The organism is Lysobacter sp. yr284 (genome assembly GCF_900107375.1).
GTDB lineage: Bacteria > Pseudomonadota > Gammaproteobacteria > Xanthomonadales > Xanthomonadaceae > Lysobacter.
In genome coordinates, this window is the sequence record NZ_FNPT01000001.1 from 1,007,896 (window position 1) to 1,034,302 (window position 26,407).

Below are 26,407 nucleotides of genomic sequence, written 5' to 3' on the forward strand. Positions count from 1 at the left end.
CGCGGCGAAAACCGCGCCGCAGCGGTGCCGTCGCGGTCGCGGCTCGCGCCGCTGCTACACCGGGGCGGCGGCTGCGTTCACTCGGCCGGGTCCTCCGTGCGACCCGGCCCCTGGCGATCGCGCTCGTAACGCCGGGTATGCGCGAACGCCGGCAGCCAGGATTCGCGGCGGATCGTCCACAACTCGTAGGTCGGCACGAACCGGTCCGGCGCGTCCATCGCGCCCAGGTGCACCTCGATCTCGTCGCCGGAACGGCCGAACACCGACGAGCCGCAGTCCGGGCAGAAGTGCCGGCCGGCGTAGGCGCGCGTCTGGCCCTCGATTGCGACGGCGGTGTCGGGGTAGATCGCCGAGGCATGGAACAGCGCGCCGTGGTGCTTGCGGCAATCCAGGCAGTGGCAGACGCCGATGCGGTACGGGCGGCCGCTCGCGACCAGGCGGACCTTGCCGCACAGGCAACCTGCAGTGACTGGGTCCATGGAGGCGCCTTCCGATCGGACGGCCCGCAGGCCGGTGCCGCCACCATAGCGCCGCCGCGATCGTGCGTGCGGGCCTGCGCCGCAGAACGGCCGCGCTAGGCAAACGCGGGCAGGGCCGCCATCCGCCCGCGCCAACGAAAAAGGCCGCGCTTGCGCGCGGCCTTTTCCGGGTTACGGATGCGAACGCCGCTTACGGCCGGCGCGCCAGCGCCGCGTCGTCCTTGGCTTTCGGCATCAGGTCCTGCTTGGAGACCTTGAGCAGGCCCAGGGTCAGCAGCGGACAGGCGACGAAGATCGAGGACACGGTGCCGATGATGATGCCCAGCATCTGCGACTCGGCCATGCCGCGCAGCGAGCCGCCGCCGTACAGGTACAGCGAGACCACGGTCAGGAAGGCCACGAACGAGGTGATGATGGTGCGCGACAGGGTCTGGTTGATCGACTTGTTCAGCACCGTCTCGGGGTCGGCGCGCATGGTGCGGAAGTTCTCGCGCACGCGGTCGAACACCACGATGGTGTCGTTGATCGAGTAGCCCATCACCGACAGGATGCCGGCCAGCACGGTCAGGTCGAACTCGTGCCCGCTGATGGCGAACCAGCCGGCCACCACGATCACGTCGTGCAGGGTGGTGATGATCGCCGCCACCGCGAACTTCCATTCGAAGCGGAAGGCGATGTAGATCAGGAAGCCCACCACCACGAACACCAGCGCGTACAGGCCCTTGAGCGCCAGTTCCTTGCCGACCTGCGGGCCGACGAACTCGTTGCGCACGATCTTGGCGCTGCCGCCGTTGCTGGCGATGGCCTTGGTCACCGCCTCGGCCGCGTGCGCGGTGGCGGCGTCGCCGCTCTCGCCCTCGCGCGGCTGCAGGCGGATCAGCAGTTGGTTGCCGGAACCGTAGGTCTGCACCTGGGCGCTGTCGTAGCCGTCGGCGGCGAGCTTCTCGCGCACCGCGTCCAGCGGCATCGCCTTGTCCAGCTGCGCCTCGATCAGGTTGCCGCCGGTGAAGTCCAGGGCGTAGTTGAAACCGCGCGTGCCCATCGCGCCGATGGCGACGAACATGATTATCGCCGCGACCGCGATGGAGATCCATCGCAGGCGCATGAAATCGATGTTGGCGTCGTTGGGCAGCAGCGTCAGCGGGAAAATCTTCATGTCAGGGTTCTCCCGTCAGATCGCGATGGACTTGAGCTTGCGGCGGCCGCCGTACACCAGGGTGGCGATGCCGCGCGACACGGTGACCGCGGTGAACACCGAGGTCAGGATGCCGATGATCATGGTCATCGCGAAGCCCTGCAGCGGACCGGTGCCGAACGCCCACAACGCGACGCCGGCCAGCAGCGCGGTCATGTTGGAGTCGAAGATGGTGCCGGAAGCCTTGTCGTAGCCGGTGGCGATCGCCGCCTGTGGCGGTACCCCGGCCCGCAATTCCTCGCGTATGCGTTCGTTGATCAGCACGTTGGCGTCGACCGACATGCCCACCGACAAGGCCAGGCCGGCGAAGCCGGGCAGGCTCATGGTGGCGCCCATCAGCGACATCAGCGCGACCACCATCAGCAGGTTCAGCAGCAGCGCCAGGCAGGTGATCAGGCCGAACACGCGGTAGTAGATCAGGAAGAAGCTCAGCGCGAACACGAACGAGTACAGCACCGCGGTGGTGCCGCGCTTGACGTTCTCCGCGCCCAGGCTCGGGCCGACCACGCGCTCTTCGACGAACACCATCGGCGCGGCCAGGGCGCCGGACTTGAGCTGGTTGGCCAGCGACTTGGATTCTTCCGCGCTCAGGCCGGTGGTGCGGAAGCTCTTGCCGAACACGCCGCGGATGGTCGCGGAGTTGATCACCCGCTCCTCGGTGCGGATCGACTGCACTTCCTTGCCGTCGACGATGCTGGTGGTCGGGATCTGCTCGACGTAGACGATGCCCAGGCGCTTGCCGACGTTCTCCAGCGTGTGCTCGAGCATGCGCTGGCCGCCGACGCTGTTGAGGTTGATGTCCACGCCCTGCTCGCCGGTCTGCGAGTCGGTGATCGGCTGGGCGTTGACCAGCTGATCACCGGAGACCAGCAGGCGCTTGGACAGCAACAGCGGGACCTTGTCCTGGGTGTAGTAGACGCGCGAATCCGGCGGGATGCTGCGGTCCTTCAGCGCGGCCTCGGCGGCGCGCTCGTCGCCGGTCACGGCGCGGAATTCCAGGGTCGCGGTGGCGCCGATCTGGCGCTTGGCCTCGACCGTGTCCTGCAGGCCCGGCAGCTGGATCACGATGCGGTCGGTGCCCTGGCGCTGGATCACCGGCTCGGCCACGCCGAAGGCGTTGATGCGGTTGCGCAGGGTGTTGAGGTTCTGCTCCACCGCTTCCAGCGCGATCCGGCTGAGTTCGGTCTGCGGCACTTCCAGGGCGATCGTCTGGCCGTCGAGGTTGATCGCCAGGGTCGGGAACGCGGTGCGCAAGCGCTGCTGCGCCTTGGCCTTGTCGGCGTTCTGGCCGAGGGTGGCGACCAGCGCTTCGTTGCCGCGGCGCACCACCGAGGTGTAGGGCACGCCGGCGTCGCGCAGGGTCGAGCGGATGTCCTCGACGTAGGCGTCCAGGCGCTTGTCGAGCGCGGCGTTCTGGTCCACCTGCATGACGAAGTGGACGCCGCCCTGCAGGTCGAGGCCGCGCGGCATCGGCTTGGCGGCCAGCGCTTCGAGCCACTTCGGCGCGGTCGGCGCCAGGCTCAGCGCGACCACGTAGTCGCCGCCCAGGCGCGGGCGCAGGGTGTCGGCGGCGCGGGTCTGCTGCTCGGTGTCGGCCAGGCGCACCAGCAGGTTGCCCTGCTCCTCCACCAGCACCGACTTGGCCGGAATCTTGGCCTCGGCCAGGATCCCTTCGATGCGCTTGGCCAGCGAGGCGTCGATCGCGGTCGTGCCGGTCTTGGCGGCGGAGACCTGGACCGAGGGGTCCTGCGGATAAGCGTTGGGCAGCGCGTAGATCACGCTGAGGATCAGGACCGCCAGGATGGCGAAGTATTTCCAGCGCGCGAAGGTCAGCATCGAAAACCCCTGCGACGGCCTCCCCGGCCGCCGCTTCTCAAGATGGCGTGGCGTCGGCTCAGGCCGACTTCAAGGTGCCCTTGGGCAGCACGTTGGCGATCGCGCCGCGCTGGACGCGGATGGCCACGTTCGGAGCGATCTCGACGGTGATGAAGTTCTCGCCGATGTTGGTGACGGTGCCGGCGATGCCGCCGTTGGTCAGCACCTCGTCGCCCTTGGACAGCTTCTCCAGCATCCCGCGGTGTTCCTTGGCGCGCTTCATCTGCGGGCGGAAGATCAGGAAGTACATCACCGCGATCAGCACCAGCGGCAGGACGAGGCCGCCGAAACTGCCGAGCGGGCCGGCCGAGGGCGCGGCGGCGGCCTGGGCGTAGGCGGGGGCGATCAGGAGGTCGAGCAGGTTCATCTGTGAAGTCCTGGAACTAAAATAGCCGGGGATTATGCCACGGCCGGGCCGGGGCTACGGCCGGCCCCGATCCGGGCGGAGCCGGGTCGAATCTGGGCCGGGGCGCACGCTTTCGGGGCGGGCCGGGGGCCGGCGCGGCCCGCGCCGTCCCTGTACGGGGCGGCGGGCGACGACGGCTGGGAGACCCTTACCCCTGCCCTCTCCCGCGGACGGGAGAGCAGGACAGAGAGTCCGCCCGCGGTGCCGGCGGACGGCGTCTTACATGCGTGCGGCGTAAAAGGACTCGCGGAAGGCGGCAAAGGTTCCCTGCTCGATCGCCGCGCGCATCTGCGCCATCAGCCGCTGGTAGTAGCGCAGGTTGTGCAGGGTGCCCAGCATCGGCCCGAGCATCTCGTTGCAGCGGTCCAGGTGGCGCAGGTAGGCGCGGCTGAAGCCGTTGGCGCAGGCGTAGCAGTCGCAGCCCTCCTCGATCGGGCGCAGGTCGCGCTCGTACTTGGCGTTGCGCACCCGCACCGTGCCCTGGGCGGTGAAGTAGTGGCCGTTGCGGGCGTTGCGGGTCGGCATCACGCAATCGAACATGTCCACGCCGCGCGCGACCGATTCGACCAGGTCCTCGGGCCGGCCCACGCCCATCAGATAGCGCGGGCGGTCTTCGGGCAGCTGCGGGCAGGTGTGTTCGAGCATCTCGTTGCGCTCGGCCTCCGGCTCGCCCACCGCCAGGCCGCCGACGGCGTAGCCGTCGAAGCCCAGCGCCTTCAGGCCCTCGGCCGAGCGCGTGCGCAGGCCGTGGTGGACGCCGCCCTGGACGATGCCGAACAGCGCCGCGTCGTTGCCTTCGTGGGCTTTCTTGGAACGCTCGGCCCAGCGCAGGCTCAGCTCCATCGACTTGCGCGCGACGTCCTCGGTGGCCGGATACGGCGTGCACTCGTCGAAGATCATGACGATGTCCGAATCCAGCACGCGCTGGATGTTCATGCTTTCTTCCGGGCCCAGGAACACCTTGCTGCCGTCCACCGGCGAGGCGAAGGTCACGCCCTGCTCGGTGATCTTGCGCCGGTGCGCGAGCGAGAACACCTGGAAGCCGCCGGAGTCGGTCAGGATCGGCCCGTTCCAGCGGGCGAAGCCGTGCAGGCCGCCGTGGTCGCCGATCACGTCCAGGCCCGGACGCAGGTACAGGTGGAAGGTGTTGCCGAGGATGATCTGCGCGCCGAGGTCGCGCACGTGCTCGGGCATGATCCCCTTGACCGAGCCGTAGGTGCCGACCGGCATGAACGCCGGGGTTTCGACCGTGCCGCGCGGGAACGTCAGGCGGCCGCGGCGCGCGGCGCCGTCCTGGCCGAGGAGTTGGAAGGACATGCGGCTCATGCGCGGGTTCCTTGGGTGGGTGGCGGGCGCATGGGCGACTCGCGGGGGATTCAGGGGGGCGGGTGTTCGGAATTCGACCGGCGCCTGAGCCGGACCTCCCGACTCCGTCATTCCGGCGAAGGCCGCCATCCATTCTGCCGTCGCTCCCGATTTGCGGCGGCAAGCGGCAAATTCAAAGCGGCGACGGCTGGGTTCGGGTCTTCGGGTACGGCGGCGGGGCTAAACCTCTGCGCTGGGCCACAGCAACATCGCGTCCCCGTACGAGAAGAACCGATACCGCTGCGCGATCGCATGCGCATAGGCCTCGAACACCCGGCCCTTGCCGGCGAAGGCCGAGACCATCATCAACAGGGTGCTTTCGGGCAGGTGGAAGTTGGTCACCATCGCGTCGACCGCGCGGATGCGATAGCCCGGCAGGATGAACAGCCGGGTCTCGCCGGCGTAGGGCTGCAGTTCGCCGCCGCCCTGGCGGGTCGCGCTTTCCAGCGCGCGCACCACGGTCGTGCCGACTGCGATCACCCGGCCGCCGGCGGCGCGGGTGCGGCGGATCTGCTCGACCAGGCCGGCGCCGACGTTGAGCCATTCGCTGTGCATCACGTGCTGGCTCAGATCGTCCGCGCGCACCGGCTGGAAGGTGCCGGCGCCGACGTGCAGGGTCACCTGGCCGAACTGCACGCCGCGCTCGCCCAGCGCCTGCAGCAACGATTCGTCGAAATGCAGGCCGGCGGTCGGCGCGGCCACCGCGCCGACTTCGCGCGCGAACACGGTCTGGTAGCGCTCGGCGTCGTCGCGGCCGGGCTCGCGCTGGATGTACGGCGGCAGCGGCAGGCGCCCGGCGTGCAACAGCCACTGCTCCAGCGATTCGGACACATGGAAGCGCAGGCGATAGAACTCGCCGTCGCGGCCGAGCACCTCGGCCTCGCCGCCGGCGTCCAGGGCGATGCGCGCGCCCTCTTTCGGCGATTTGCTCACGCCGAGCTGGGCGCGCGCCTCGTTGGCGCCGAGCAGCCGCTCGATCAGGATCTCGACCCGCCCGCCGGTGCTTTTCTGGCCGAACAGCCGCGCCGGGATCACCCGGGTGTCGTTGAACACCAGCAGGTCGCCGGGCTGCAGCAACTGCGGCAGGTCGCGGACGTTGCGGTCCTCGAGCGCGGCCGGCGCCGGCGGCACCCGCAGCAGCCGGCTGGCCGAACGTTCGGACAGCGGCGCCTGGGCGATCAACTCGGGCGGGAGGTCGTAGTGGAAGTCGGACTTTTTCAAAGGGAACCGGAGTGATTGAGCGCCAAGCGCCGCCCCTGCGAGGCCGGCCAATCGGCCGCGCTCCCGGCCGCGGGGCCGGTTCGGATCGGGGAGGAGAACGGGCCATTATCCGGGCTAATGCCCGCGAGCGCCAAAATCCGGGGCCAGGCCCGTCGCGGACGTAGCCCCAGGCGGCATCGAAGCCGCGCGATCTACCTGTAGGAGCGGCGCAAGCCGCGACCGCGGGGCTGCCGCTCGCGGCGGACGTTGCGCCGTAGTCGGATTGTCGCGGTCGCGGCTCGCGCCGCTCCTACAGGGGCTTGCGGCGCGGCTTACAGCCAGCCGTTCTGGCGCGCCCGCCGGTACGCCTCGATGCGGTTGCTGCTGTCGAGCTTGCCGATCGCTTCGGACAAATAGTTGCGCACCGTGCCCTGGCTCAAATGCAGGCGTTCGCCGATCTCCGCCGTCGACAGCCCCTCGCCCGCCAGCCGCAGCACCTGGCGCTCGCGCTCGGTCAGCGGGTCTTCGTCGCTCCACGCCGCCACCGCCAGTTGCGGGTCGATCGCGCGGCCGCCGCGGTGGACCTGGCGCAGCGCTTCGGCCAGTTGCCCGGCCGGCGCGTCCTTGAGCAGGTAGCCGCGCACGCCTGCGTCCATCGCCCGGCGCAGGTAGCCGGCGCGGCCGAAGGTGGTGACGATCACCACCCGCGTCGGCATGCCCGAATCGCGCACCCGCATGGCCAGGTCGATGCCGGTCATGCCGGGCATCTCGATGTCGGTGACCACCACGTCCGGCTGCACCCGCTTGACCGCCTCCCAGGCCTGGGCGCCGTCGCCGGCCTCGGCGATCACCTCGATGTCGGGTTCCAGGTTCAGCAGCGCGGCCAGCGCGCCGCGTACCAGGGCTTGGTCTTCGGCCAGGAGCAGACGGATCATGCGGTACCTCGTTCGAGCAGCGCCGGTTGGCGCACGGACCCGGCGGGAGCGGCCGACGCCGGCAGCCGGCGCGCGGCGCTGAGCGCCTCGCGCGACACCAGCAGGCTCAGGCGCGTGCCCGCGCCGGGAGGGGATTCGATTTCCAGCACGCCGCCGACCGAACGCAGGCGCTCGCGCATGCCGGTCAGGCCGTGGCCCTCGGCGGACACGCCGCCGCGGCCGTCGTCGACCACGCGCAGGACGATGCCGCCGCGCGGGTCTTCGGTCAGTTCGACCTCGACCCGGCGCGCGCGCGCATGCCGCAGCACGTTGGTGACCGACTCGCGCAGCGCCAGCGCCAGCGCGGTCTCCACCGCCACCGGCAGGTCGATCGGGTCGAGCCGCTGGTCCAGGCTGATCTCGCCGCCGAGCAGGGCCAGCCGCGCCGCCGCCAGTTCGGCCTGCAGGCCGTTGGCGCGGATCCCGGCGACCGCCTCGCGCACCTGGGTGAGCGCCTCGCGCGCGACTCGCTCGACCTCGCTGATCTGGTCCTGCGCCGCGCACTTGTCGTGCTCGATCAGGCGCGCGGCCAGCTGCGACTTCAGCACCACCACCGACAAGGTGTGGCCGAGCAGGTCGTGCAGGTCGCGGCCGATGCGCTCGCGCTCGGCCAGGCTGGCCAGCCGGCGCACTTCTTCCTGGGTCAGGCGCAGTTCGGCGTTGCGGCGCTCGCGCGAGCGCGCCGCCAGCACGCCGGTGAACACGATCGCCCCGACCAGGGCCTGGATCAGCACGCTGAACACCGGCGCGCCCTGCGCCGGCAGGGTCGCGATCGACTCGGCCGCGAACAGCGCGAACAGCGCCGCGGTCAGCGCCAGCCCGCGCCACAGCGGCAGGAAGCTGGCGATCATGCCGGCGGCGAAGATCAGGTAGGTGCCTCCGCCGATGCCGAACGGCACGGTGGCGAAGCCCAGCGCCGCCACCGCCAGCACCAGCCACAGCCGCAGCGTGGCGCCGCCGCGGTAGAACGCCCAGTACAGCGGCAGGAACACCAGCACCGAGCCGATCGCCAGGGCCAGGATCCACCACGGCGCCGGGAAGTTGAACACCGGGATGAACACGAAGCTCAGATAGAGCAACGAGGCCAGGTGCCACCCCAGCAGGTTGTCGTGGGCGTCGAGCGGTGGGCCGGGCGTGCGCATGAAGGCGGTGATCCTGGAAGTCGGGCGCGACCGGCCGGAGCGTGGGTCCGGCGTTCCGCCATAGCGGGCGGCGATCGCGGCGACCATCGCGGTGAATGGGGCGCGGACCGGCGATCCCTCCTCGGCGCGCGGCGCGGTAGCGGGAAATGAACGGTTCGGATGCACGCTGGCCACGAACGATGCGGACTTTAGCCGAGTTCGGCCACATCGGCCGCAACCGGGCGCGGCCCGGCGCAGACGATCACGACACGCTCCGCACGGCCGCCGCGGCCGTGCGCGCCGCCGCCGGCGCATGCGCCGGCGCGCGCTCGGCCCCGCGCACGCCGCGCGCCGGGGCCGGCACCGCGCGCAGCAGCGGCTCGGGCCGGGCCCGCCGCGCGATCGCGGCGACGACGTGATGAAAAGGATGGATCGCGCTCATGGGCTGCCTCGCCGGGGTCGACCCGCTGTGGCCGATGTTCGCCGCCACTGTCGGTTCCGCCGCCCGGGGCGGGCAGTGCAGCCCGCCACCGATCGCCGGTGACAAGCGTCATCCGCCCCTCCCTGCCCCGCCCGACAGCGCCACGCCAGCGGCCCGGCGCAGGGGGTTATCGACGCTGGACGGACGTGCTAGACTTCGTTAAATCATTGAAATGAAAAGAAAAATCATCAAAAGCCCTAGGGCTTGCGCAAAAATCTTGCGCGGTTTTTCGGCATTTCAACGAGTTAGCCCGAGTTAGCCGAAGCCTGGTCCGACGCGCCCGCCGACGACTCGGCCCGGCACCCATTCCCGTTGTGAGAGATGGCGCTTGGCGGCCGGGGAGGCCGTTGCAACTGCGAGGGTCCGGCCCACGGGGCGGACCGGTCTGCTCACGCAACAACCGGCAGGACGCCGACGAAACCGACACGCAGGAGATCCGCCATGACCCAGTTGCTCGCCACCCTCGCGCCGCTGCGCGCCCACGCCGGCAAGCGCCGCACCATCGGCCTGGACGACGACATCGTCGCCCGCTTCGCCGTCACCCACCCGGAACTGGGCGAGGCCATCGCCGCCGCCGCCGCCGAGTACGCGCTGATCCGCGAGCTCCACGCCGACCTGCTCGACCTCGACGAGGACGCGCAGATCCAGGCGATCCAGGCCGGCTACGTCAATTTCTACCCCGACGACGGCGTCAACCCCTACGTCGCCCTGACCGCGCGCGGCCCGTGGGTGATCACCCTCAAGGGCGCGGTGCTGCACGACTCCGGCGGCTACGGCATGCTCGGCTTCGGCCACACCCCCTCGGCGGTGATCGCCGCGATGGCCAAGCCGCAGGTGATGGCCAACATCATGACCCCGTCGCTGTCGCAGCTGCGCTTCGAGCGCGCCCTGCGCGGGGCCATTGGCGGCGAACGCGGCGGCTGCCCGTACGAGCGCTTCTTCTGCCTGAACTCGGGTTCCGAGTCGGTTTCGCTGGCCGCGCGCATCGCCGACGTCAACAGCAAGCTGATGACCGACGCCGGCGCCCGCCACGCCGGCCGCGCGATCAAGCGCCTGGTGATCAAGGGCAGCTTCCACGGCCGCACCGAGCGCCCGGCGCTGTACTCGGATTCCTCGCGCAAGGCCTACACCCAGCACCTGGCCAGCTTCCGCGGCGAGGACTCGGTGATCGCGATCGAGCCCTACGACGCGCAGGCGCTGAAGCAGGCCTTCGCCGACGCCGAGGCCAAGGGCTGGTTCATCGAGGCGATGTTCCTGGAGCCGGTGATGGGCGAAGGCGACCCGGGCCGCGGCGTGCCGGCCTCGTTCTATGCGCTGGCGCGCGAACTGACCCGCGACCACGGCTCGCTGCTGCTGGTCGATTCGATCCAGGCCGGCCTGCGCGCCCACGGCGTGCTGTCGATCATCGACTACCCCGGCTTCGAAGGCCTGGACGCGCCGGACATGGAGACCTACTCCAAGGCGCTCAACGCCGGCCAGTACCCGCTGTCGGTGCTCGCCGTGGGCGAGCGCGCGGCCTCGCTGTACCGCAAGGGCCTGTACGGCAACACCATGACCAGCAACCCGCGCGCGCTCGACGTCGCCGTCGCCGTGCTCGAACAGGTCGCCCCGCAGCTGCGCGCCAACATCCGCGCGCGCGGCGCCGAGGCGATCGAGAAGCTCGAGAAGCTCAAGGGCGAACTCGGCGGCCTGATCACCAAGGTCCAGGGCACCGGCCTGCTGTTCTCGTGCGAACTGGCCCCGCAGTTCAAGTGCTTCGGCGCCGGCTCCACCGAGGAATGGCTGCGCGAGCGCGGCATCGGCGTGATCCACGGCGGCGCCAACTCGCTGCGCTTCACCCCGAACTTCACCATCGGCAGCGACGAGCTGGAACTGCTGGTGTCGATGGTCGGCCGCGCCCTGCGCGAAGGGCCGCGGGCGCAGCAGGCCGCGGCGGCCTGAGGGCCGGCCGTCGGCGCATGCAAACCGGAGCCGGCGAAACGCTGGCTTCGGCTTTCGCCAGCGCCTATCTTTGCCGCTCGTCTCGCATCGTTTGAAGGATTGGCAATGATCCGTTTGTCCAACAAGGAAACCGGCGCCGACATCGGCGAGATCAGCGAGGAAGAACTGCAGATCCTGGTGCTGGCGCTGGAAGAGGAAGACAGCAAGGACCAGGACTACTGGATCGACCACGCCACCGTCGACATGATCGAGATCGACCATCTCAACGCCGGTTCGCTGATCACCGTGCTGCGCGCGGCGCTCGGCGACAGCGACGGCGTCGAGATCCGCTACGTGCGCACGGCCTGAGGCCGACGGCGCGCGCGCCGGCCGCGGCGACGCCGCGCGCCGGTTCGCGCCGCCCCGGCCCCGCACCGCCTGTCCGTCCATGGCGCTCGACCTGATCCAGGCCCGGCACGAACGCGAGATCCATCTCTCGCGCAAGCTGTTCGCCATCGACGAGTCGTTCCATGCGCAGTTGTTCGCCCGCGCGCCGTCCCAGCGCGAGTACCCGCTGCTGCACAAGCTGCGCGACTACTACGCCGACGCCACCTTGCTGCTCGGCGAACTGCCGCGGCTGCAGGCGGAACTGGAACGGATAAGCGAGCGGTTCGCCGAGCGCACGCAGATCCGCGCGTTCTCGCGCTTCGTCGGGCAGGCCATCGCCGACGGCGACAATCTTTACGCCAGCGCCGACTGAGCCGCTCCGGCGGCGCGGGCCATCGGCGGCAACCGCGATGCCGCAACCCTCGCAGGCGCGGCCGAGCCGGGCGCCCGGCTTTTCGCCTGCAGGACGCGCCCGCGACCGCGCCGGGTCGCGGATTGACACGCGCAAACCCCGCTGATTCCATCCATCGACGGCCCGCCGCCGCCCGCTGGAACCGCCAAGGAACCCAAACGCATGAGAAAGGCCCCCTCTTCCGCCCGCACGGCCGGCCGCCGCGGCACCACCCATCGCCTGCGTTGCGCGGCGCTGGCGCTGCTCGGCGCATCGCTTTGCGCCGCCGCCATCGCCGCCCCGGCCCGGAACGTACGCGATGCGGCCTATTGCGCGCGCGCGGGCGAATGGGCGGCGCGCGAATTCGACCTGCGCGTGCGCGACCGCAAGCGCACGCCGCAGGACGCCATCGACGCGCTCAAGCCGGAACAGCTGGCGTCGAAGGCGTTCTTCGCCAACTACGCCAGCCGCGTCATCTACGACGAGAGCTTCGAGGTCTACGACCGCGTCGCCAAGAGCGGCGACGCGCAAGGCGCCAAGAAACTCCTGGACTTCAAGCGCGACAGCATCCGCGAGGTCGCCCAGGAACTGTGCCTGGAGCCCGACGAGGGCTGAAACGCCGCAAGCCGCCTCGCCGCGCGCTTGCGCGCGTCGGCGTAAGCGCCGATCTTCTGCGGCAACCGCCGCCCAACCTTCTGATCCAGCCACGCCCATGAAAATCGTCGAAGTCCGCCACCCGCTCGTCCAACACAAGCTCGGCCTGATGCGCCGCGCCGACAACAGCACCAAGTCCTTCCGCGAACTGGCCTCGGAAGTGGCCACCCTGCTCACCTACGAGGCCACCGCGGACCTGGAGACCGAGGAAGCCGTGGTCGAGGGCTGGGCCGGGCCGGTGACCACGCGCAGGATCAAGGGCGCCAAGGTCACCCTGGTGCCGATCCTGCGCGCCGGCCTGGGCATGCTGCCGGGCGTGCTGGAACTGATCCCGGCGGCCAAGGTCGGCGTGGTCGGCCTGCAGCGCGACGAAGAGACCCTGCAGCCGGTCGGTTACTACGAAAAGCTCAGCGGCCGCATGGACGAGCGCACCGCGCTGATCCTCGACCCGATGCTGGCCACCGGCGGCAGCCTGATCGCCACCATCGACCTGCTCAAGAACGCCGGCTGCAAGCGGATCAAGGGGCTGTTCCTGGTCGCCGCGCCGGAGGGCCTGAAGGCGCTGGAGGCCAAGCACCCGGACGTGGAGGTGTTCACCGCCTCGGTCGACGAACGCCTCAACGAAGTCGGCTACATCCTGCCGGGGCTGGGCGACGCGGGCGACAAGATCTTCGGGACCAAGCACTACACCTGAGCGCGGCGCTCGCTCCCGCAGGAGCGGTCCGCGCAAGGCCGAGCCGCATCGGACACCGCGGCTTTCGCCATTCCCGCCGCGAACCCGCGGCCGCCGCCTGTAGGAGCGGCGCAAGCCGCGACCGCGGGATTGCAGCTTGCCTCGTATGCGCAGTGTCGCGGTCGCGGCTCGCGCCGCTCCTACAGGGGGCGATCGGTCCAGCGCGGGAGGGCGAGGCAAAAATCGAAATGGGTTCCGACTTTCGCCGGAACCCATTTTCCTAAGCGCTGCATCGGTTCGCTTGCGCCCTGCCCGCCTACGCCGCGCGCCTGCGCCGCCCGCGCAACCACATCAACGCCGCCACCGCCGCGACGACGCCCGCCACCAGCCACGCCCACGACCAGCGCTGGTCCTGCGGCAATTCGCCCAGCACCGTCGCGCTCGGCCGCGCCGGCGCGGCGTTGAGCGCGGCCGCGGCCGCCTCGGGCTTGAGCTGCCATGCGCCCTCGCGCAGTTCCAGCTTGCCTTCCAGCGCCGGCAGGCGCAGTTCGCGCCAGCTCACGCGCAGGTCGCCGATCTGCGGCGCCAGCGGATTCTCGGAACTGCCCAGGCCGTCGCCCTCGGGCTGGAACGTCGCCGCCAGGTTCGCCGGCAGGCGGCTGAAATTCGGCCGGAACACGCTCCATTCGCCCAGCGCGCGCAGCACTTCGCTGTCGAGCGGCTTGCCGTCCAGGGTCGCCGACTCCGACCACCAGCGCTTGTTCTCCAGCGGCAGGCGGGTCGGATTGACGTGGCCCGGCGCGAACTGCGAGGAATCGATCGGCGCCGAATTCCAGATCCGTTCGTAGCCGCCCTGCTCCGCGGCCGGGTCGGCGGTGCGCCGCCATTGGTACATCTCCACCCGCCGGTCCAGGCCGAACTGGCGGGTCAGCACGCCGAAATCGCGGTCGCGCAGGTCCTTGCCGGCGACCGGCTCGCCGATCGGCTCGCCGCTGTCCTCGTCCTGCGCCGCGGCCGGCAGCGCCGCGCAGCCCATCGCCGCGAGCGCGAATGCGAACAACGCGCGCGCCGCGACGCGACCAATCATGCCGCCAGCGCCCTGGCCTGCAGCTCGGCGACCTCGTGCGCGGTGCCGAACTTGCCCTTGTCGTCGCGCACCACCTGGGCCAGCGCGCAGCCGGGGTCGTGGGTGAAGAACAAATGCACGTTGCGCGCGAGCTTGTCGCTGAGGAAAGCGCGTTTCTCGTCGATCAGCAGTTCGGCGTTGCGGTCGTAGCCCATGGTGATCGGCACGTGCACCCACGGCCGGCCCGGGATCAGGTCGGCGCAGAACACCACGCCGCCGTGCGCCTGGCCGTCGACCGCGTCCGGGCCGACGATCTCGGCCAGCATCAGCCCCGGCGTGTGGCCGTCGCTGTAGTGGAAGCGCACGCTGTCGCCGAGCAAGCGCGAATGCCCGCCCTCGACCAGTTCCAGCCGGCCGGTGGCTTCCAGCAGCGCCGGAAGCTCGGGAATGAAACTGGCGCGGTCGCGCGGATGCGGGTGGCGCGCGCGCTCGTAGTGCTCGCGGCCGATCAGATAGTGCGCGTTGGGGAACAGCAGGCGCGGCGCCTCGCCCTCGGCCCACGGCGCCAGCAGGCCGCCGGCGTGGTCGAAGTGCAGGTGCGAGAGCACCACCACCTCGATGTCTTCGGGCTTGAAGCCGGCCTGCGCCAGCGAATCGACCAGCACGTGGCGCTCTTCGACCACGCCGTAGCGCTCGCGCAGCTTGGGTTCGAAGAACGCGCCGATGCCGGTCTCGAACAACACCGTCTTGCCGGCCAGCGGCGAGGCCAGCAGCGCGCGGCAGGCCAGGTCGATGCGGTTGTGCTCGTCCGGCGGCGCCCACTTGGACCACATCGCGCGCGGCGCGTTGCCGAACATCGCGCCGCCGTCGAGTTTCTGCGAATTGCCCAGGATCGACCAGAGTTTCATGGCTGCATCGCCCTCGCGGGCGTCGGCTGAGTGTGGGCTCGATTTTAGGCGGCGCGGCGTTAAGCGGGAAGAGAATCGGGTGCGGAAGGCCGCCGAGCCAGGGAATCCGGGAAAAACGGAACGAGAGTGAACGCGATCGCGCGCCGGTCCCTATCCCCGGTTGCGCTGCCTCACTGCGGCGTCGCCGCCGTGGCGAAGTGGAAGATGAACTCGCCGTCGCGCGGATCGGCCGCGACCACCTTCACCGGCGCCAGCGCGCGCTCGGCGACCAAAGTCGCGGTGCCGCTCGCCGACAGCTTGCTGATCAGCCCGCCGGAGCGGCCGCTGATCTTCACCAGCATTTCCTGGCCCGGCACCAGGGTGACCCGGCCCATCGACGGATCGCTGGTGCGCGGCGTGGCGATGCGGCTGTCCTCGGCGTCGTTGTAGTCGCGCGCGGGCAGCTCGAACAGGTCCTGGCCGCCGGCGCTGACGTCGAAGGTCCACGAGGTGCTGCCGCTGGTGCCGTCGTTGACGACTTCGATCTTCTCCAGCGTCAGCACCACCGAGTAGCGCGACGGCGCCTTGGGTTCGGCCGGCTTGACCTCCGGCGCCGGCGTGGCCGGCGCGGCGACGGCGACGGCCGGCTTCTTCTCCTTGAGCCCGCCGATTTCGCGCACGTTGTTGATCAGCGTGGTCAGGGTCACGAGGAAGGCGACCATCGCCACCGAAATCGTCGGCAGCCGGGTGTACCAGCGCTTGTCGTTGTCGTCGCTCACTGCCGTGGTCCCCTGTGCGGCCGCGTCCGGGTGCGGCCCATGCGGCGCAATCTACCTTGCGAAGGCAGAATCGGGAATGAGGGGAACCCGGCGGAACGAAGGCCACGGCCGCAGCCGCGAGGCGCCGCGCCCCCTCATCGCTTTCATCGCCTGCCGGTCAGGGCGTCAGCAGCACATCCGCCTGCCCCACCGGGTTGCGCGGATCGGTGCCGCCGGACAGGGTGCCGGCGGCCTTGTCCCACATCACCGTCTGCAGGTTGCCCCAGGTCGATTCGCCGGCGTTGACCTTGTGTCCCATCGCCTGCAGCTTGGCCACGGTGTCGGCGTCGAGCGCGCCGGCCTCGGCGGAAATGACGTCCGGCATCCACTGGTGGTGGATGCGCGGCTGCGCGGCCACCTGCTGCGGCGCCAGGCCGGCATCGTAAGCCAGCACCGCCAGCAGCACCTGGGTGATGATGCGGCTGCCTCCGGGCGCGCCGAGCGCGATCACCTTGTCCTTGGACTCCATGAAGCTCGGCGTCATCGAGCTGAGCATGCGCTTGCCCGGCTCCGGCGCGTTGGCGGCGAAGCCCATCACGCCGAAGGCGTTGGGCGTGCCCGGGCGCAGGGCGAAGTCGTCCATCTCGTTGTTGAGCAGCACGCCGGTGCCCGGCGCGACCATGCCCGAGCCGTACAGCAGGTTCACCGTCTGGGTCGCCGACACGCGGTTGCCCTGCGCGTCGATGATCGAGAAATGGGTGGTCTCGTCGTCTTCCAGCGGCGCCGGCTGGCCCGGCAGCAGGTCGCTGGGCGTGGCCTTGTCCGGATGGATGGTCGCGCGCAGGCCCGCGGCGTAGTCGGCGCTGGTCAGGCGCCGCAGCGGGATCTTCACGAAATCCGGATCGCCGAGGTAGATGGTGCGGTCGCGGTAGGCGCGACGCATGGCCTCGGCGAGGATGTGGGTGCGGTGCGCCGGGTCGAGCTTGGCCAGGTCCCAGCCTTCGAGCATCTGCAGGATTTCGGCGAACGCGACCCCGCCCGACGACGGCGGCGGCGCGGTGACGATGTCCCAGCCGCGGTACTTCAATCGCAGCGGTTCGCGCTCGACTACCTTGTAGCCGGACAGTTCCTCCGGCGTCCACTGCCCGCCCTCTTCCTTGACCGCGGCCAGCAGCTTGGCGCCGACGTCGCCGCGATAGAAGCCGTCGAAACCCTTGGCCGCGAGCAGCTCCAGGGTGCGCGCCAGGTCGGGCTGCTTGAGGATCTCGCCGGCCTTGGGCGGGTTGCCGTCGGCGAGGAACACCTCGCGGGTGCCGCGGTAGCGCTCCATCACCTCGCGCCGGCTGCCGTAGCCCTTCTCCAGGCGCGGATACACCTGGAAGCCTTCGCGGGCGATGCGGATCGCCGGCGCCAGCGAGGTCTTCAGCGGCAACTTGCCGTACTTCTGCGCCAGGTGCGCCAGCGCCGCCGGCAGGCCGGGAATGCCGGCCGACCACGGGCCGTTGGTGGCGCGGTCGCGGTTGAGTTCGCCCTTGTCGTCGAGATACGCCGCCGGGGTGGCCGCGGCCGGCGCGGTCTCGCGCGCGTCGAGGAACACGTCGCGGCCGGTCTTGGCGTCGTGCAGCAGGAAGAAGCCGCCGCCGCCGATGCCGGAGCTGATCGGCTCGACCACCGACAAGGCCGCCGACACCGCGATCGCGGCGTCGAAGGCGTTGCCGCCCTGGCGCACGATCTCCAGGCCCGCCTGGGTCGACAGCGAATGCGCGCTGGCGATGGCGGTGCCCGGCGGATGCGCGGCGGCGGTCTTGGCGGCCGCCGGCTTCATGCCCTTGGCCGGGGCCTCGCAGTACGCGGGCGCGGCGATCAGCAGCAACGCGGCCAGCAACCACGGGGACATCAGACCGGCTCGCGGCCGCAGCGCCTTGCGCATCGGGTTCACTCCTGTTGTAGGCGGCGCAGCTTGTCGAGCAACTGCGTTTCGGATTCGACGAATTCGGGATCTTTGTCGATGCACTCCACCGGGCACACCATCACGCACTGCGGCTCGTCGTAGTGGCCGACGCATTCGGTGCAGCGCGCCGGATCGATGACATAGATGGTTTCGCCCTGGGCGATGGCCTGGTTCGGGCAGGCCGGCTCGCAGACGTCGCAGTTGACGCAGAGCTCGTTGATCTTCAGCGACATGGCGTTCCGGGGGCGCCGGCGCTGTCGCGCGATTCGCGCTGCCGGCTCAGCGGCCAGTTTAGGCGCCCGCCGCCCCGGGGCATAGCCGCGCGCCGGGACGCAGCGTGCCGCGACGGGCGAATCCGGGCGCTGGCGCGGGCTTTCGCAAGGAAGCCGTGGCCAGCGACGGCCCAGGCCGCGCGGGCGCTTCGCGCGATTCGGGCCGCGCGCCAGGCGCCTTGGGCACCGCAAGACGATCCGGGCCGCGCGGGGCGGCTGCGTGCGTCGCGCAAGCGTCCGGGCCGTGCAGAACGGCCCGGCTGCCCTGAAACGACTCGGGCCGCGCAAGGCGGCCCGGGTTCTCCTAAACGATTCGGGCCGCGCAAGGCGGCCCGAATCGGCAAACCGGTCGCTCGCCGCAACGGCGGCGGTGCGGGCGGCTTACTTCGCTTCGACGAAGGTGTAGTTCACGCCGGCCGGGGTCACCGCGGCCTTGACCCGCTCGCTGTCGGCGGCGTCGCCGACGAAGATGAACTTCACGCCCTTCATGGTGTTCGGGTCGACCTTCTCGAACGAGGCCACGGCGAGGTCGGCCGACTTGGCCGAACTCGGCGAGCCGAACGCCACCAGGTTGCCTTCCAGCACGCCGCGGCTCATGTCGGCCTGGGCCTTTTCCAGCATGCGGTCGTAGTCGCCCTGAAAGGTCGGCGCGTCCGGCGCCGGCAAGGTGTAGACGTAGGTGCTGCCGGTCACGCCGTCGAGATTGCGCTTGATCACGTCGGTCAGGTACGCGCTCCAGGCGTTCTCGTCGCTGGTCTTGGGCGCCGACAGCGGCGCGGCCTGCGCGGCGACCTCCTTCTTCTCCTCTTTCTGGCAGGCGGCGAGCAACGGCAGCGCCAGGCAGGCGATCAACAGCAGACGGGAGGAAGTTTTCATCGGTAGGCCCCTTGGGTATCGGTTCGGTGTGGCTTGGGTGGAATAGGAATACGCGACGCGGCGGCGGCTCAGGGCTGCCTGCCCTGCCATTCGTCCTGCAGCGCCTGCACGACCGCCGGCGGCACGAAGCCGGAGACGTCGCCGCCCAGGCGCGCGATCTCGCGCACCAGCGAGGAGGAAATGAAGCCGTATTGCTCGGCCGGGGTCAGGAACAGGGTCTCGACGTCGGGAATCAGGTGGCGGTTCATGCTCGCCAGCTGGAATTCGTATTCGAAGTCCGAGACCGCGCGCAGCCCGCGCAGCAGCACCCCGCCGCCGACTTCGGCGACGAAATGCGCGAGCAGGCAGTTGAAGCCGCGCACCTCGACATGGGCGTGGTGGGCGACGGCCTTGCGCGCCAGCTCCACGCGGATGTCCAGCGGCAGCGCCGGGCCTTTGCCCGGACTTTCGGCCACGCCGATGATCATGCGCTCGAACAGCGGCGCGGCGCGGTCGACCAGGTCGATGTGGCCGTTGGTGATCGGGTCGAACGTGCCGGGATAGACGGCGGTACGCAGGCGGGCCGAGCTCATTCGTGGGGTCGTTCTTCGCGGGAAAGAGCGGGAGGCGCGCGGGCCGCCGCGCCGGTTGCGGCGCAGTGTAGCAGCCGTCCGCGCGGCGGGAACCTGCACGGGCGGGCGGATCGGCGCGGCCCCGGGCGGGGCCGCCGCCGGCCGCCGGCGCGCGCTCAGCCGGCGCGGCGGTACAGCGCGTAGCGCACTTCGCGGGTGGCTCCCTCGCGGTGCGGCAGCCACGGCGCGGGCAGCGCCAGCGGCGCGGCCAGCGGCGCTTCCACGTACAGCCAGGCCGCAGGCGCCAGCCTCGGCACCAGCGCCGGCCACACCGCATCCCACAATCCGGCGGCGAACGGTGGGTCGACGAAGGCCAGGTCGAAGCCGGGCGCGGCGCCGCCCTCGCCCGCGGCGACGGGTTGCTGCGCCAGCCACGCCAGCGCATCGGCCTGGACCACCTGGGCCGCCTCGCCGCCGGGCAGGCGCGCGGCCAGCGCGCGCAGCTGCGCGGCCAGGGCCGGATCGCGTTCCACCAGCACCGCGCCGGCGGCGCCGCGCGAGAGCGCCTCCAGGCCCAGCGCGCCGCTGCCGGCGAACAGGTCGAGCGCGCGCGCGCCGGGCAGCATCGGCTGCAGCCAGTTGAACAAGGTCTCGCGGACCCGGTCGGAGGTCGGGCGCAGGCCCGGCGCGTCGGCCACGTCCAGGCGGGTGCCGCGCCAGCGCCCGCCGATGATGCGGACCTTGCCGGCCGGGCCGCGCGCGGACGCGCCGGCGCCGGCCTTGTCGGCGACGGCGTTGGACGGGCCCGGGGATCGTGCGCCGGAGCGGCCGCGCTTGGACATGTTCATCTCGGACCGTGGTTCATCGGGGGCGGAGGGGGGCCGGTGCTAGCATGTGCGGATTCTCGCGCATGCCCCCATCTTCCGTCTCATGCTCAGTTTTTTCCGCCGCAAGAAGCCCGACGCCGGCAAGCCGTCCGAGCGCGAATACAGCATCGAGGAACTGGCCGCCGCCATTCCCGGCGCGCAGCCGCAGGCGCCGGCCGATCCGGCCCAGGCCGGCGAAGCCGAGCCAGCGGCGCAACCCGCGCAAGCCGCCCCGGCTGCGCAGGACGACGCCCGGCCCGCCGCGCCGCCGGCGGTCGAAGCCGCGCCGGCCGAAGCCGCTGCGGCCGAAGCCGCTGCGGCCGAGGTCGCGCCGGCCGCGGTTCGGCCGGCGGACGTCCAGCCGGACGAAGCGCGAGCCGCGCAAGCCGCGCCTGCGCCGCCCGCACCACCGCCCACCGCGACCCCGCCTGCGCCCGCGCCTATCAACGCGCCTGCCGCGAGCGCGCCGGCTGCGGTCGCCCTCGCGCCGGCCGCACCGGCCCCGGCAGAACCGCCGAAGCCGGCGCCGAGCGCGCCCGCAGTCGCGGCGCCCGCCCCGGCCGCACCGCCGCACGCCGCGCCGGCCGCGACCGCTGCGGTCGCAACCGCGCCGGCCGCGCCCGCCCCGGTGCCGGCCGCGCCGGCCGAAACCGCCCCGATCGAGTACGTCGACAAGCCCGCCGCCCCCGCCGGCAAGAGCGGCTGGCGCGAGCGCCTGCGCAACAGCACCTTCGCCCGCAGCTTCGGCGGCCTGTTCTCGCGCAACCCGCGCCTGGACGACGACCTGCTCGACGAGATCGAGACCGCGCTGATCACCGCCGACGTCGGCGTCACCGCCACCACCGCGCTGGTCGAGAACCTGCGCAAGCGGATGAAGTCGCGCGAGTTCGCCGACGCCAACGCGCTGCTGTCGGCGCTGCGCGCCGACCTCATCGGCATGCTGCAGCCGGTGGCCAGGCCGCTGGCGATCGACACCGCCGCCAAGCCCTTCGTGATCCTCACCGTCGGCGTCAACGGCGTCGGCAAGACCACCACCATCGGCAAGCTGGCCAAGCGCTTCCGCGACGAAAACCGGCCGCTGATGCTGGCCGCCGGCGACACCTTCCGCGCCGCCGCGGTCGCCCAGCTGCAGGCCTGGGGCGAACGCAACGGCGTGCCGGTGGTGGCGCAGGGCCAGAACGCCGACGCCGCCTCGGTCGCCTTCGATGCGCTGGCCGCGGCCAAGGCGCGCGGCACCCAGGTGCTGATCGCCGACACCGCCGGCCGCCTGCACACCCAGCAAGGCCTGATGGCCGAGCTGGGCAAGATCCGCCGAGTGCTGGCCAAGGTCGATGCGACCGCGCCCCACGAAGTGCTGATGGTCATCGACGGCACCACCGGCCAGAACGCGCTGTCGCAGCTGCGCCAGTTCCACGCCGCGGTCGGCGTCACCGGGCTGGTGGTGACCAAGCTCGACGGCACCGCCAAGGGCGGCGTGGTGTTCGCGCTGGCGCGCGAGTTCGGCATTCCGATCCGCTTCGCCGGCATCGGCGAGCGTCCGGAAGACTTGCGCGTGTTCGACGCCGAAGCCTTCGTCGACGCCCTGCTGCCCGAAGCGCTGGGCGGCTGAGGCGCCGCGCATGGCCGCCGCCGGAACGACGGCGCCGCCACGCCGCTCGCGCAAGCGGCTCTGGATCGCCCTGGCGCTGCTGCTGGCCGCGCTGATCGGCCTGCGCTGGGTCTCGCGGCCCAGCCAGGTCGGCTGGATCGTGCTGAGCCAGACCGGCCGCGCGCTCGGCCTGGAGATCAGCGCCAGCGGCGCCAGCGAGTACCGCCTGCGCGGCACGCCGATGCTGGAAGTGCGCGACCTGGTCGCGCGCGTTCCCGGCAGCGACACGCCGCTGCTGCGCGCCGGCCGGGTCTACCTGGCGGTGCCGTGGACGACGATCCGCGCCGCCGGCGCCTCGCTCGACGTCGAGCGGGTCGAACTCGACGCGCCGCAACTGGACCTCGGCGAACTCCAGCGCTGGCTGGCCTCGCGCCCGGCCTCGACCGAACCGCTGAAGCTGCCGCGCCTGAGCCGCGGCGCGCGCGTTCGCGACGGCCGCGTCGCCGGCGAGGGCTGGTCGGTGCAAGCCATCGGCGTGGAATTCGCCGAGCTCGATCCGGACAAACCCGTGCGCGGGCGCCTGCGCGGCCGCGCGCTCGCCGACGGCGTCGAGGTGCCGTTCGATCTCTACGCGACCCTGCAGCGCCCGGCCGCCGCGCGCGGCCTCGGCCTGGCCGGCGCGGTCGCGGTGCAGGCCAAGGACTGGCGATTGCCGATGCGCGTGCGCGCCGGCGCGCGCCTGCACGCCGGCGACGACGGCCTCGGCCTGGACGCGCTGCGGCTCGGCGCGAACGCGCGCTATCGCGCCGGCAGCGGCGCCGACGCCACCGCCCTGGCGTTCGCGTTCGGCGTGGCCGGGCCGCTGCGCTATCGCGACGGCGACCTCAGCCTGGCGCCGATGGGCGCCGCGCTGCGCGCCGCCGCCGACAGCGCCGTGCCCAACCTCGACGCCGGCGGCCGCTTCGGCTTCGGCCAGGCCTTGCATCTGCACTGGCGCGGCCGCATCCAGGCCTGGCCGCAGGCCTGGCCCGCGCTGCCGCCGCCGCTGGGGCAATCGGCCGCGCCGCTGTCGTTCCAGCTCGATTACGACGGCAAGGCCGACTTCTCCGACAGCGCCGAGCTGCGCACCCAGCGCGAGCAGACCGTATTCGAGGGCCGCTTCCGCCTGCCGCAGGTGCTGGCCTGGATCGATGCCAAGGACGGCCCGCCGCTGCCGCCGCTGGCCGGCCGCCTGAGCACGCCGAAGATCGAGATCTCCGGCGCCACCCTGGAAGGCGTGGAGGTGCAGATCGAAGACGATCCGCCCGCCGCCGCGCCCGCGCCGGCCTCCTGACACCGCAGCCGCAATGAACGCCCGTAGCCAAAGCGCCAACGCCCCCGCCCGCTCCCGCCGCAAGCCCGCGACCGCGGCCGCCGCAACCGCGCCGGCCGCCGCCGGCGACGACGCCTTCGCCGCGCGCCTGCTGGCCTGGTTCGACGTCAGCGGCCGCCACGACCTGCCCTGGCAGCATCCGCGCTCGCCGTACCGGGTGTGGCTGTCGGAAATCATGCTGCAGCAGACCCAAGTCAAGACCGCCGCGCCCTACTTCGAGCGCTTCGTCGCCCGCCTGCCCGACCTGCCCGCGCTGGCCGCGGCCGAACAGGACACCGTGCTCGGCCTGTGGTCGGGGTTGGGCTACTACGCCCGCGCCCGCAACCTGCACGCCGCCGCCAAACTGTGCGTGGAGCGCCACGGCGGCGAACTGCCGCGCGAGCTCGACGCGCTGACCGCGCTGCCCGGCATCGGCCGCAGCACCGCCGCGGCGATCGCCTCGCAGGCCTGGGGCGACCGCCACGCCATCCTCGACGGCAACGTCAAGCGCGTGCTCGCGCGCTACCACGGCATCGACGGTTTTCCCGGCCTGCCGGCCGTGGAAAAGCAGCTGTGGGCGCTGGCCGAATCGCACCTGCCGACGGCGCGCATGACCGACTACACCCAGGCGCAGATGGACCTGGGCGCGACCCTGTGCACGCGCGCCGATCCGGCCTGCATCCTGTGCCCGCTGCAAGCCGATTGCCGCGCCCGCATCGAAGGCCGCACCGCCGAACTGCCGGTGCCCAAGCCAGGCAAGGCGGTGCCGCAGCGGCATGCGCAGGTGCTGTGGCTGCTCGACCGCAGCGGCCGCGTGCTGCTGCAACGGCGCCCGCCGACCGGCATCTGGGCCGCGCTGTGGACGCTGCCGCAGCACGACGACGAGGAACAGGCCGAGCGCTGGTTCGAAACCCACCTCGACGGCGAATACGCCGACGGCGAAGCGCTGGCGCCGATCGCCCACGCCTTCAGCCACTACAAGCTGGAACTGCAGCCGCGGCGCTGGCGCGCGGTCGCCTTGCGCGCGCGGGTCGGCGACAATGACGGCCTGCGCTGGTTCGCGCGCGAGGAACTGGCCGCGCTCGGCATCCCCGCGCCGATCCGCAAGCTGATCGAAGCGGCGGGCTGAGCGCGGCGGGTCGCATCCCCGCCCGCTGCCGCCTCGCCGTTTCGTACCGTCCCCCTTCGCCGCCACCCCAGGATTGCCGATGAGCCGCAGCGTTTTCTGCCAGTACCAACAGCGCGAGACCGAAGGCCTGGATTTCGTCCCCTGGCCCGGCGAGATGGGCAAGCGCATTTTCGCCGGCATCGGCAAGGCCGCGTGGGCGGCATGGCTGGCCCACCAGACCATGCTGATCAACGAGAACCGGCTGTCGCCGATGAATCCCAAGGACCGCGCCTTCCTCGAAGCCGAGATGGAGAAGTTCCTGTTCGGCGGCGGCGCCGACAAGCCGGCCGGCTACGTCCCGCAGGCCTGAGCGCGCGAACCGCGACCGCGCGCCCGCCGCGGAACTGCGACAACGCTCACATCGCATACACGCTCGCGCCACAGCGGCTTTCGTGTTGAATCCAGGTTCCGGTCCCCTCGGCCGGACATCCAGACGCGCAGGGAAGCGCCGTATCGCCGCAGCCGCGGCGGCGTCGCGCCAGGCGCACCAACACAAGGAAGAGTCGATATGCAAAAGCCGTCCAAGAGCAAGCTCGCCCTGATCGCCTTCGCCGCCGGCATGACCCTGTCGCTGGCGGCCAACGCGCTGCCGTATCCGAATCCGGGCGAAAGCTACATCCAGACCTACTACAGCGACGCCACCTACACCGAGGTGGTCGGCGAACGCGGCTATGGCGATTGCCTCAACCCGCGCTGGGGCGTGAGCACCCGCTACGTCAGGCTGGTCCGGGTCGCCTGCCCGGTCGTCGAATAAGTTCATCGCGACGGCGGACCCGGTCCGTGCCGGGTCCGCCGCTCGCCTCGCGGCGCGCCGTCGCGCCGCGTAGTTCTTCGCTACGCCGCGTCGATACCGAACGCGGCCGGATAACGCACTTCGCCGGCCTCGCCGCGCAGGCCGCCTTCGGCCAGTTCCAGCGCCATGAACGCCTCGCCGGCGAACGGCGAAACCAGCTTGGCCGCCAGCGCCGCGCTGAAGCCGAAGCGCGGGTAATAGCCCGGATGGCCGAGCACGATCGCCGCTTCGCAGCCATCGCGCGCCAGCCGCGCCAGGCCTTCGCGCACCAGCGCCGAGCCGACGCCGGCGCCTTGCCAGTGCGGGTGCACCGCCATCGGCGCCAGCGCGACCGCATCGACGTCGCGCCCGTCGATCCGGGTCGGCAAGCCGGTGAACAGGATGTGGCCGACGACCTCGTCGTCGTCCACCGCCACCAGCGACAGCCGCACCAGGCCGTCCGCGCGCAGGCGTTCGACCAGGTCGGCTTCGTCGGCGCGGCCGAAGCCGGCGCGGTTGAGCGCGTGCACCTGCGCGCGCTGGGCAGGGGTTTCTTCGTGGATTCGCATGGATTCCTCCTGTGCGCACGGCAACGGGCCGCAACGGCCGGCATCGAACATGAGCAAGCTCAACATAGTCGTCACCGATTGTCGGGTTGCGGACGCACGCTGCGGCGCCCGAGTTGGCTGATGCGGTACGGCTGCCCGTCGTGCGAGCAGATCAGGCCGCGTCGTTTGAGTTTCTTGAACACCGCCACGCTGCAGTCGGTCAGGCGCAAGCCGTCGCGGTTGTAGCAGTCCACGGCGAGGATGGCCGCGCTTTCGTCGGCGCGGCGATGGTGGATGGCACCACCCTGAGCCAGCGCGTGCAGGACGCGCTGCTCGGATTTCGAGAGGTTCATGTCGCAGGTCGGTTGTGGCCGGAACGAACGCGACGGCGCGCACCCGCGTTGCGCGGATGGCGAACAGACTCGACGCGTTACCCACCTTCACTGAAAGCGAAGGTCAGCGGGTGGCCACAATCTCCGACATGCTTCCCTCTTTGACCGCCGGTCGGCGGGAGTACGGGGAAGCGAACCCTAGTTCGGCGCCATGCGCGTGTCAACCGCGCCGCCGGCGGCGTCCGAACCGACGCCGCGCCGCTCCCGCGAGGCTGCGGCCGCCCGCGCCGCCGGTCGCAG

General features: G+C 71.4%; 28 protein-coding genes and 1 pseudogene. 10 read left to right on the forward strand and 19 right to left on the reverse strand.

The window, feature by feature from the left end:
- Positions 1 to 77: 77 nt before the first annotated feature.
- From BLV01_RS04090 to BLV01_RS04130, 9 genes are all read right to left on the reverse strand, one after another.
- Entirely contained in the window at positions 78 to 479 is a 402-nt protein-coding gene (locus tag BLV01_RS04090) for a GFA family protein (RefSeq protein WP_091794239.1), read from the reverse strand.
- Between the two features lie 190 nt (positions 480 to 669).
- A complete protein-coding gene (gene secF / locus BLV01_RS04095; protein ID WP_091794241.1) occupies positions 670 to 1,635 on the reverse strand; it encodes a protein translocase subunit SecF in 966 nt (321 codons plus the stop codon).
- 15 nt (positions 1,636 to 1,650) lie between these two features.
- On the reverse strand, positions 1,651 to 3,510 hold the full coding sequence (secD, locus tag BLV01_RS04100; RefSeq protein ID WP_091794243.1) for a protein translocase subunit SecD: 1,860 nt from the start codon (positions 3,508 to 3,510) through the stop codon (positions 1,651 to 1,653).
- A gap of 58 nt (positions 3,511 to 3,568) precedes the next feature.
- The gene (gene yajC / locus BLV01_RS04105) at positions 3,569 to 3,916 is read right to left on the reverse strand and encodes a preprotein translocase subunit YajC (RefSeq protein WP_091794245.1); all 348 of its coding nucleotides are present in this window, start codon (positions 3,914 to 3,916) and stop codon (positions 3,569 to 3,571) included.
- 258 nt (positions 3,917 to 4,174) lie between these two features.
- Positions 4,175 to 5,281, reverse strand: coding sequence for a tRNA guanosine(34) transglycosylase Tgt (gene tgt, locus BLV01_RS04110; protein WP_091794247.1), 1,107 nt, complete (start codon positions 5,279 to 5,281; stop codon positions 4,175 to 4,177).
- A 219-nt stretch (positions 5,282 to 5,500) separates the two neighbouring features.
- Positions 5,501 to 6,541 (reverse strand): tRNA preQ1(34) S-adenosylmethionine ribosyltransferase-isomerase QueA, encoded by a 1,041-nt coding sequence (gene queA / locus BLV01_RS04115; protein ID WP_091794249.1) that lies wholly within the window; start codon positions 6,539 to 6,541, stop codon positions 5,501 to 5,503.
- 311 nt (positions 6,542 to 6,852) lie between these two features.
- Positions 6,853 to 7,455, reverse strand: coding sequence for a response regulator transcription factor (locus BLV01_RS04120; protein ID WP_057948350.1), 603 nt, complete (start codon positions 7,453 to 7,455; stop codon positions 6,853 to 6,855).
- The gene (locus BLV01_RS04125) at positions 7,452 to 8,636 is read right to left on the reverse strand and encodes a sensor histidine kinase (RefSeq protein ID WP_175485766.1); all 1,185 of its coding nucleotides are present in this window, start codon (positions 8,634 to 8,636) and stop codon (positions 7,452 to 7,454) included. Before BLV01_RS04125 ends, BLV01_RS04120 begins: the two co-directional genes overlap by 4 nt.
- 241 nt (positions 8,637 to 8,877) lie before the next feature.
- Positions 8,878 to 9,057, reverse strand: a complete 180-nt coding sequence (locus BLV01_RS04130; protein WP_091794253.1) for a hypothetical protein — start codon at positions 9,055 to 9,057, stop codon at positions 8,878 to 8,880.
- A 480-nt stretch (positions 9,058 to 9,537) separates the two neighbouring features.
- Here BLV01_RS04130 and BLV01_RS04135 point away from each other — a divergent pair, with 480 nt between their 5' ends.
- The 5 genes from BLV01_RS04135 (at position 9,538) to upp (ending at position 13,142) form a co-directional block, all read left to right on the forward strand.
- Entirely contained in the window at positions 9,538 to 11,037 is a 1,500-nt protein-coding gene (locus tag BLV01_RS04135; protein ID WP_091794255.1) for an aminotransferase class III-fold pyridoxal phosphate-dependent enzyme, read from the forward strand.
- Positions 11,038 to 11,142: 105 nt separating this feature from the next.
- Positions 11,143 to 11,385: a hypothetical protein gene (locus BLV01_RS04140; protein ID WP_091794257.1), complete on the forward strand. Its 243-nt coding sequence runs from the start codon at positions 11,143 to 11,145 to the stop codon at positions 11,383 to 11,385.
- Between the two features lie 79 nt (positions 11,386 to 11,464).
- Positions 11,465 to 11,776: a hypothetical protein gene (locus BLV01_RS04145; RefSeq protein ID WP_091794259.1), complete on the forward strand. Its 312-nt coding sequence runs from the start codon at positions 11,465 to 11,467 to the stop codon at positions 11,774 to 11,776.
- Positions 11,777 to 11,977: 201 nt separating this feature from the next.
- The gene (locus tag BLV01_RS04150) at positions 11,978 to 12,409 is read left to right on the forward strand and encodes a hypothetical protein (RefSeq protein WP_091794261.1); all 432 of its coding nucleotides are present in this window, start codon (positions 11,978 to 11,980) and stop codon (positions 12,407 to 12,409) included.
- A gap of 97 nt (positions 12,410 to 12,506) precedes the next feature.
- Positions 12,507 to 13,142, forward strand: coding sequence for a uracil phosphoribosyltransferase (gene upp, locus BLV01_RS04155; protein ID WP_091794263.1), 636 nt, complete (start codon positions 12,507 to 12,509; stop codon positions 13,140 to 13,142).
- A gap of 295 nt (positions 13,143 to 13,437) precedes the next feature.
- Here the strand turns inward: upp and BLV01_RS04160 are convergent, their stop codons facing one another.
- The 8 genes and pseudogenes from BLV01_RS04160 to rsmD all read right to left on the reverse strand — a co-directional run.
- Positions 13,438 to 14,208, reverse strand: coding sequence for a TMEM43 family protein (locus BLV01_RS04160; protein WP_091794265.1), 771 nt, complete (start codon positions 14,206 to 14,208; stop codon positions 13,438 to 13,440).
- Positions 14,205 to 15,095 carry an MBL fold metallo-hydrolase gene (locus tag BLV01_RS04165; RefSeq protein WP_091794266.1) on the reverse strand — a complete coding sequence of 297 codons (891 nt, stop codon included), beginning with the start codon at positions 15,093 to 15,095 and terminating at the stop codon, positions 14,205 to 14,207. Before BLV01_RS04165 ends, BLV01_RS04160 begins: the two co-directional genes overlap by 4 nt.
- 170 nt (positions 15,096 to 15,265) lie before the next feature.
- Positions 15,266 to 15,853: a hypothetical protein gene (locus tag BLV01_RS04170; protein WP_091794268.1), complete on the reverse strand. Its 588-nt coding sequence runs from the start codon at positions 15,851 to 15,853 to the stop codon at positions 15,266 to 15,268.
- Positions 15,854 to 16,010: 157 nt separating this feature from the next.
- Positions 16,011 to 17,657, reverse strand: coding sequence for a gamma-glutamyltransferase (ggt, locus tag BLV01_RS04175; protein ID WP_254782514.1), 1,647 nt, complete (start codon positions 17,655 to 17,657; stop codon positions 16,011 to 16,013).
- 110 nt (positions 17,658 to 17,767) lie between these two features.
- A complete protein-coding gene (locus tag BLV01_RS04180; protein WP_091794270.1) occupies positions 17,768 to 18,016 on the reverse strand; it encodes a YfhL family 4Fe-4S dicluster ferredoxin in 249 nt (82 codons plus the stop codon).
- 420 nt (positions 18,017 to 18,436) lie between these two features.
- Positions 18,437 to 18,931 (reverse strand): hypothetical protein, encoded by a 495-nt coding sequence (locus tag BLV01_RS04185; protein WP_091794271.1) that lies wholly within the window; start codon positions 18,929 to 18,931, stop codon positions 18,437 to 18,439.
- 68 nt (positions 18,932 to 18,999) lie between these two features.
- On the reverse strand, positions 19,000 to 19,503 hold the full coding sequence (coaD, locus tag BLV01_RS04190; RefSeq protein ID WP_091794273.1) for a pantetheine-phosphate adenylyltransferase: 504 nt from the start codon (positions 19,501 to 19,503) through the stop codon (positions 19,000 to 19,002).
- A gap of 155 nt (positions 19,504 to 19,658) precedes the next feature.
- Positions 19,659 to 20,269, reverse strand: a pseudogene (rsmD, locus tag BLV01_RS04195) (16S rRNA (guanine(966)-N(2))-methyltransferase RsmD); the annotation flags it as partial.
- 143 nt (positions 20,270 to 20,412) lie between these two features.
- On the opposite strand from rsmD, the gene ftsY reads away from it, so the two are divergent.
- The 5 genes from ftsY (at position 20,413) to BLV01_RS04220 (ending at position 25,209) form a co-directional block, all read left to right on the forward strand.
- Positions 20,413 to 21,957, forward strand: coding sequence for a signal recognition particle-docking protein FtsY (ftsY, locus tag BLV01_RS04200; protein ID WP_091794275.1), 1,545 nt, complete (start codon positions 20,413 to 20,415; stop codon positions 21,955 to 21,957).
- A gap of 10 nt (positions 21,958 to 21,967) precedes the next feature.
- Positions 21,968 to 23,269, forward strand: a complete 1,302-nt coding sequence (locus BLV01_RS04205; protein WP_091794277.1) for a hypothetical protein — start codon at positions 21,968 to 21,970, stop codon at positions 23,267 to 23,269.
- Between the two features lie 13 nt (positions 23,270 to 23,282).
- Complete coding sequence (gene mutY, locus BLV01_RS04210; RefSeq protein ID WP_091794279.1) at positions 23,283 to 24,416, forward strand: A/G-specific adenine glycosylase; 1,134 nt, start codon at positions 23,283 to 23,285, stop codon at positions 24,414 to 24,416.
- A 79-nt stretch (positions 24,417 to 24,495) separates the two neighbouring features.
- Entirely contained in the window at positions 24,496 to 24,765 is a 270-nt protein-coding gene (locus BLV01_RS04215) for an oxidative damage protection protein (protein WP_091794282.1), read from the forward strand.
- Between the two features lie 198 nt (positions 24,766 to 24,963).
- Positions 24,964 to 25,209: a DUF6289 family protein gene (locus BLV01_RS04220; RefSeq protein ID WP_091794284.1), complete on the forward strand. Its 246-nt coding sequence runs from the start codon at positions 24,964 to 24,966 to the stop codon at positions 25,207 to 25,209.
- An 80-nt stretch (positions 25,210 to 25,289) separates the two neighbouring features.
- Here the strand turns inward: BLV01_RS04220 and BLV01_RS04225 are convergent, their stop codons facing one another.
- Together BLV01_RS04225 and BLV01_RS04230 are read right to left on the reverse strand one after the other, a co-directional pair.
- Positions 25,290 to 25,796: a GNAT family N-acetyltransferase gene (locus BLV01_RS04225; protein ID WP_091794761.1), complete on the reverse strand. Its 507-nt coding sequence runs from the start codon at positions 25,794 to 25,796 to the stop codon at positions 25,290 to 25,292.
- Between the two features lie 71 nt (positions 25,797 to 25,867).
- Positions 25,868 to 26,128: a YjhX family toxin gene (locus BLV01_RS04230; protein WP_091794286.1), complete on the reverse strand. Its 261-nt coding sequence runs from the start codon at positions 26,126 to 26,128 to the stop codon at positions 25,868 to 25,870.
- Between the last annotated feature and the right edge of the window lie 279 nt (positions 26,129 to 26,407).

What these genes read in the sequence shown, in the direction of transcription:
- BLV01_RS04090 (WP_091794239.1), bottom strand. Translation starts at nt 479, where the DNA reads ATGGACCCAGTCACTGCAGGTTGCCTGTGCGGCAAGGTCCGCCTGGTC.
- secF (WP_091794241.1), bottom strand. Translation starts at nt 1,635, where the DNA reads ATGAAGATTTTCCCGCTGACGCTGCTGCCCAACGACGCCAACATCGAT.
- secD (WP_091794243.1), bottom strand. Translation starts at nt 3,510, where the DNA reads ATGCTGACCTTCGCGCGCTGGAAATACTTCGCCATCCTGGCGGTCCTG.
- yajC (WP_091794245.1), bottom strand. Translation starts at nt 3,916, where the DNA reads ATGAACCTGCTCGACCTCCTGATCGCCCCCGCCTACGCCCAGGCCGCC.
- tgt (WP_091794247.1), bottom strand. Translation starts at nt 5,281, where the DNA reads ATGAGCCGCATGTCCTTCCAACTCCTCGGCCAGGACGGCGCCGCGCGC.
- BLV01_RS04120 (WP_057948350.1), bottom strand. Translation starts at nt 7,455, where the DNA reads ATGATCCGTCTGCTCCTGGCCGAAGACCAAGCCCTGGTACGCGGCGCG.
- BLV01_RS04125 (WP_175485766.1), bottom strand. Translation starts at nt 8,636, where the DNA reads ATGCGCACGCCCGGCCCACCGCTCGACGCCCACGACAACCTGCTGGGG.
- BLV01_RS04130 (WP_091794253.1), bottom strand. Translation starts at nt 9,057, where the DNA reads ATGAGCGCGATCCATCCTTTTCATCACGTCGTCGCCGCGATCGCGCGG.
- BLV01_RS04135 (WP_091794255.1), top strand. Translation starts at nt 9,538, where the DNA reads ATGACCCAGTTGCTCGCCACCCTCGCGCCGCTGCGCGCCCACGCCGGC.
- BLV01_RS04140 (WP_091794257.1), top strand. Translation starts at nt 11,143, where the DNA reads ATGATCCGTTTGTCCAACAAGGAAACCGGCGCCGACATCGGCGAGATC.
- BLV01_RS04145 (WP_091794259.1), top strand. Translation starts at nt 11,465, where the DNA reads ATGGCGCTCGACCTGATCCAGGCCCGGCACGAACGCGAGATCCATCTC.
- BLV01_RS04150 (WP_091794261.1), top strand. Translation starts at nt 11,978, where the DNA reads ATGAGAAAGGCCCCCTCTTCCGCCCGCACGGCCGGCCGCCGCGGCACC.
- upp (WP_091794263.1), top strand. Translation starts at nt 12,507, where the DNA reads ATGAAAATCGTCGAAGTCCGCCACCCGCTCGTCCAACACAAGCTCGGC.
- BLV01_RS04160 (WP_091794265.1), bottom strand. Translation starts at nt 14,208, where the DNA reads ATGATTGGTCGCGTCGCGGCGCGCGCGTTGTTCGCATTCGCGCTCGCG.
- BLV01_RS04165 (WP_091794266.1), bottom strand. Translation starts at nt 15,095, where the DNA reads ATGAAACTCTGGTCGATCCTGGGCAATTCGCAGAAACTCGACGGCGGC.
- ggt (WP_254782514.1), bottom strand. Translation starts at nt 17,657, where the DNA reads ATGAAGCCGGCGGCCGCCAAGACCGCCGCCGCGCATCCGCCGGGCACC.
- BLV01_RS04180 (WP_091794270.1), bottom strand. Translation starts at nt 18,016, where the DNA reads ATGTCGCTGAAGATCAACGAGCTCTGCGTCAACTGCGACGTCTGCGAG.
- BLV01_RS04185 (WP_091794271.1), bottom strand. Translation starts at nt 18,931, where the DNA reads ATGAAAACTTCCTCCCGTCTGCTGTTGATCGCCTGCCTGGCGCTGCCG.
- coaD (WP_091794273.1), bottom strand. Translation starts at nt 19,503, where the DNA reads ATGAGCTCGGCCCGCCTGCGTACCGCCGTCTATCCCGGCACGTTCGAC.
- ftsY (WP_091794275.1), top strand. Translation starts at nt 20,413, where the DNA reads ATGCTCAGTTTTTTCCGCCGCAAGAAGCCCGACGCCGGCAAGCCGTCC.
- BLV01_RS04205 (WP_091794277.1), top strand. Translation starts at nt 21,968, where the DNA reads ATGGCCGCCGCCGGAACGACGGCGCCGCCACGCCGCTCGCGCAAGCGG.
- mutY (WP_091794279.1), top strand. Translation starts at nt 23,283, where the DNA reads ATGAACGCCCGTAGCCAAAGCGCCAACGCCCCCGCCCGCTCCCGCCGC.
- BLV01_RS04215 (WP_091794282.1), top strand. Translation starts at nt 24,496, where the DNA reads ATGAGCCGCAGCGTTTTCTGCCAGTACCAACAGCGCGAGACCGAAGGC.
- BLV01_RS04220 (WP_091794284.1), top strand. Translation starts at nt 24,964, where the DNA reads ATGCAAAAGCCGTCCAAGAGCAAGCTCGCCCTGATCGCCTTCGCCGCC.
- BLV01_RS04225 (WP_091794761.1), bottom strand. Translation starts at nt 25,796, where the DNA reads ATGCGAATCCACGAAGAAACCCCTGCCCAGCGCGCGCAGGTGCACGCG.
- BLV01_RS04230 (WP_091794286.1), bottom strand. Translation starts at nt 26,128, where the DNA reads ATGAACCTCTCGAAATCCGAGCAGCGCGTCCTGCACGCGCTGGCTCAG.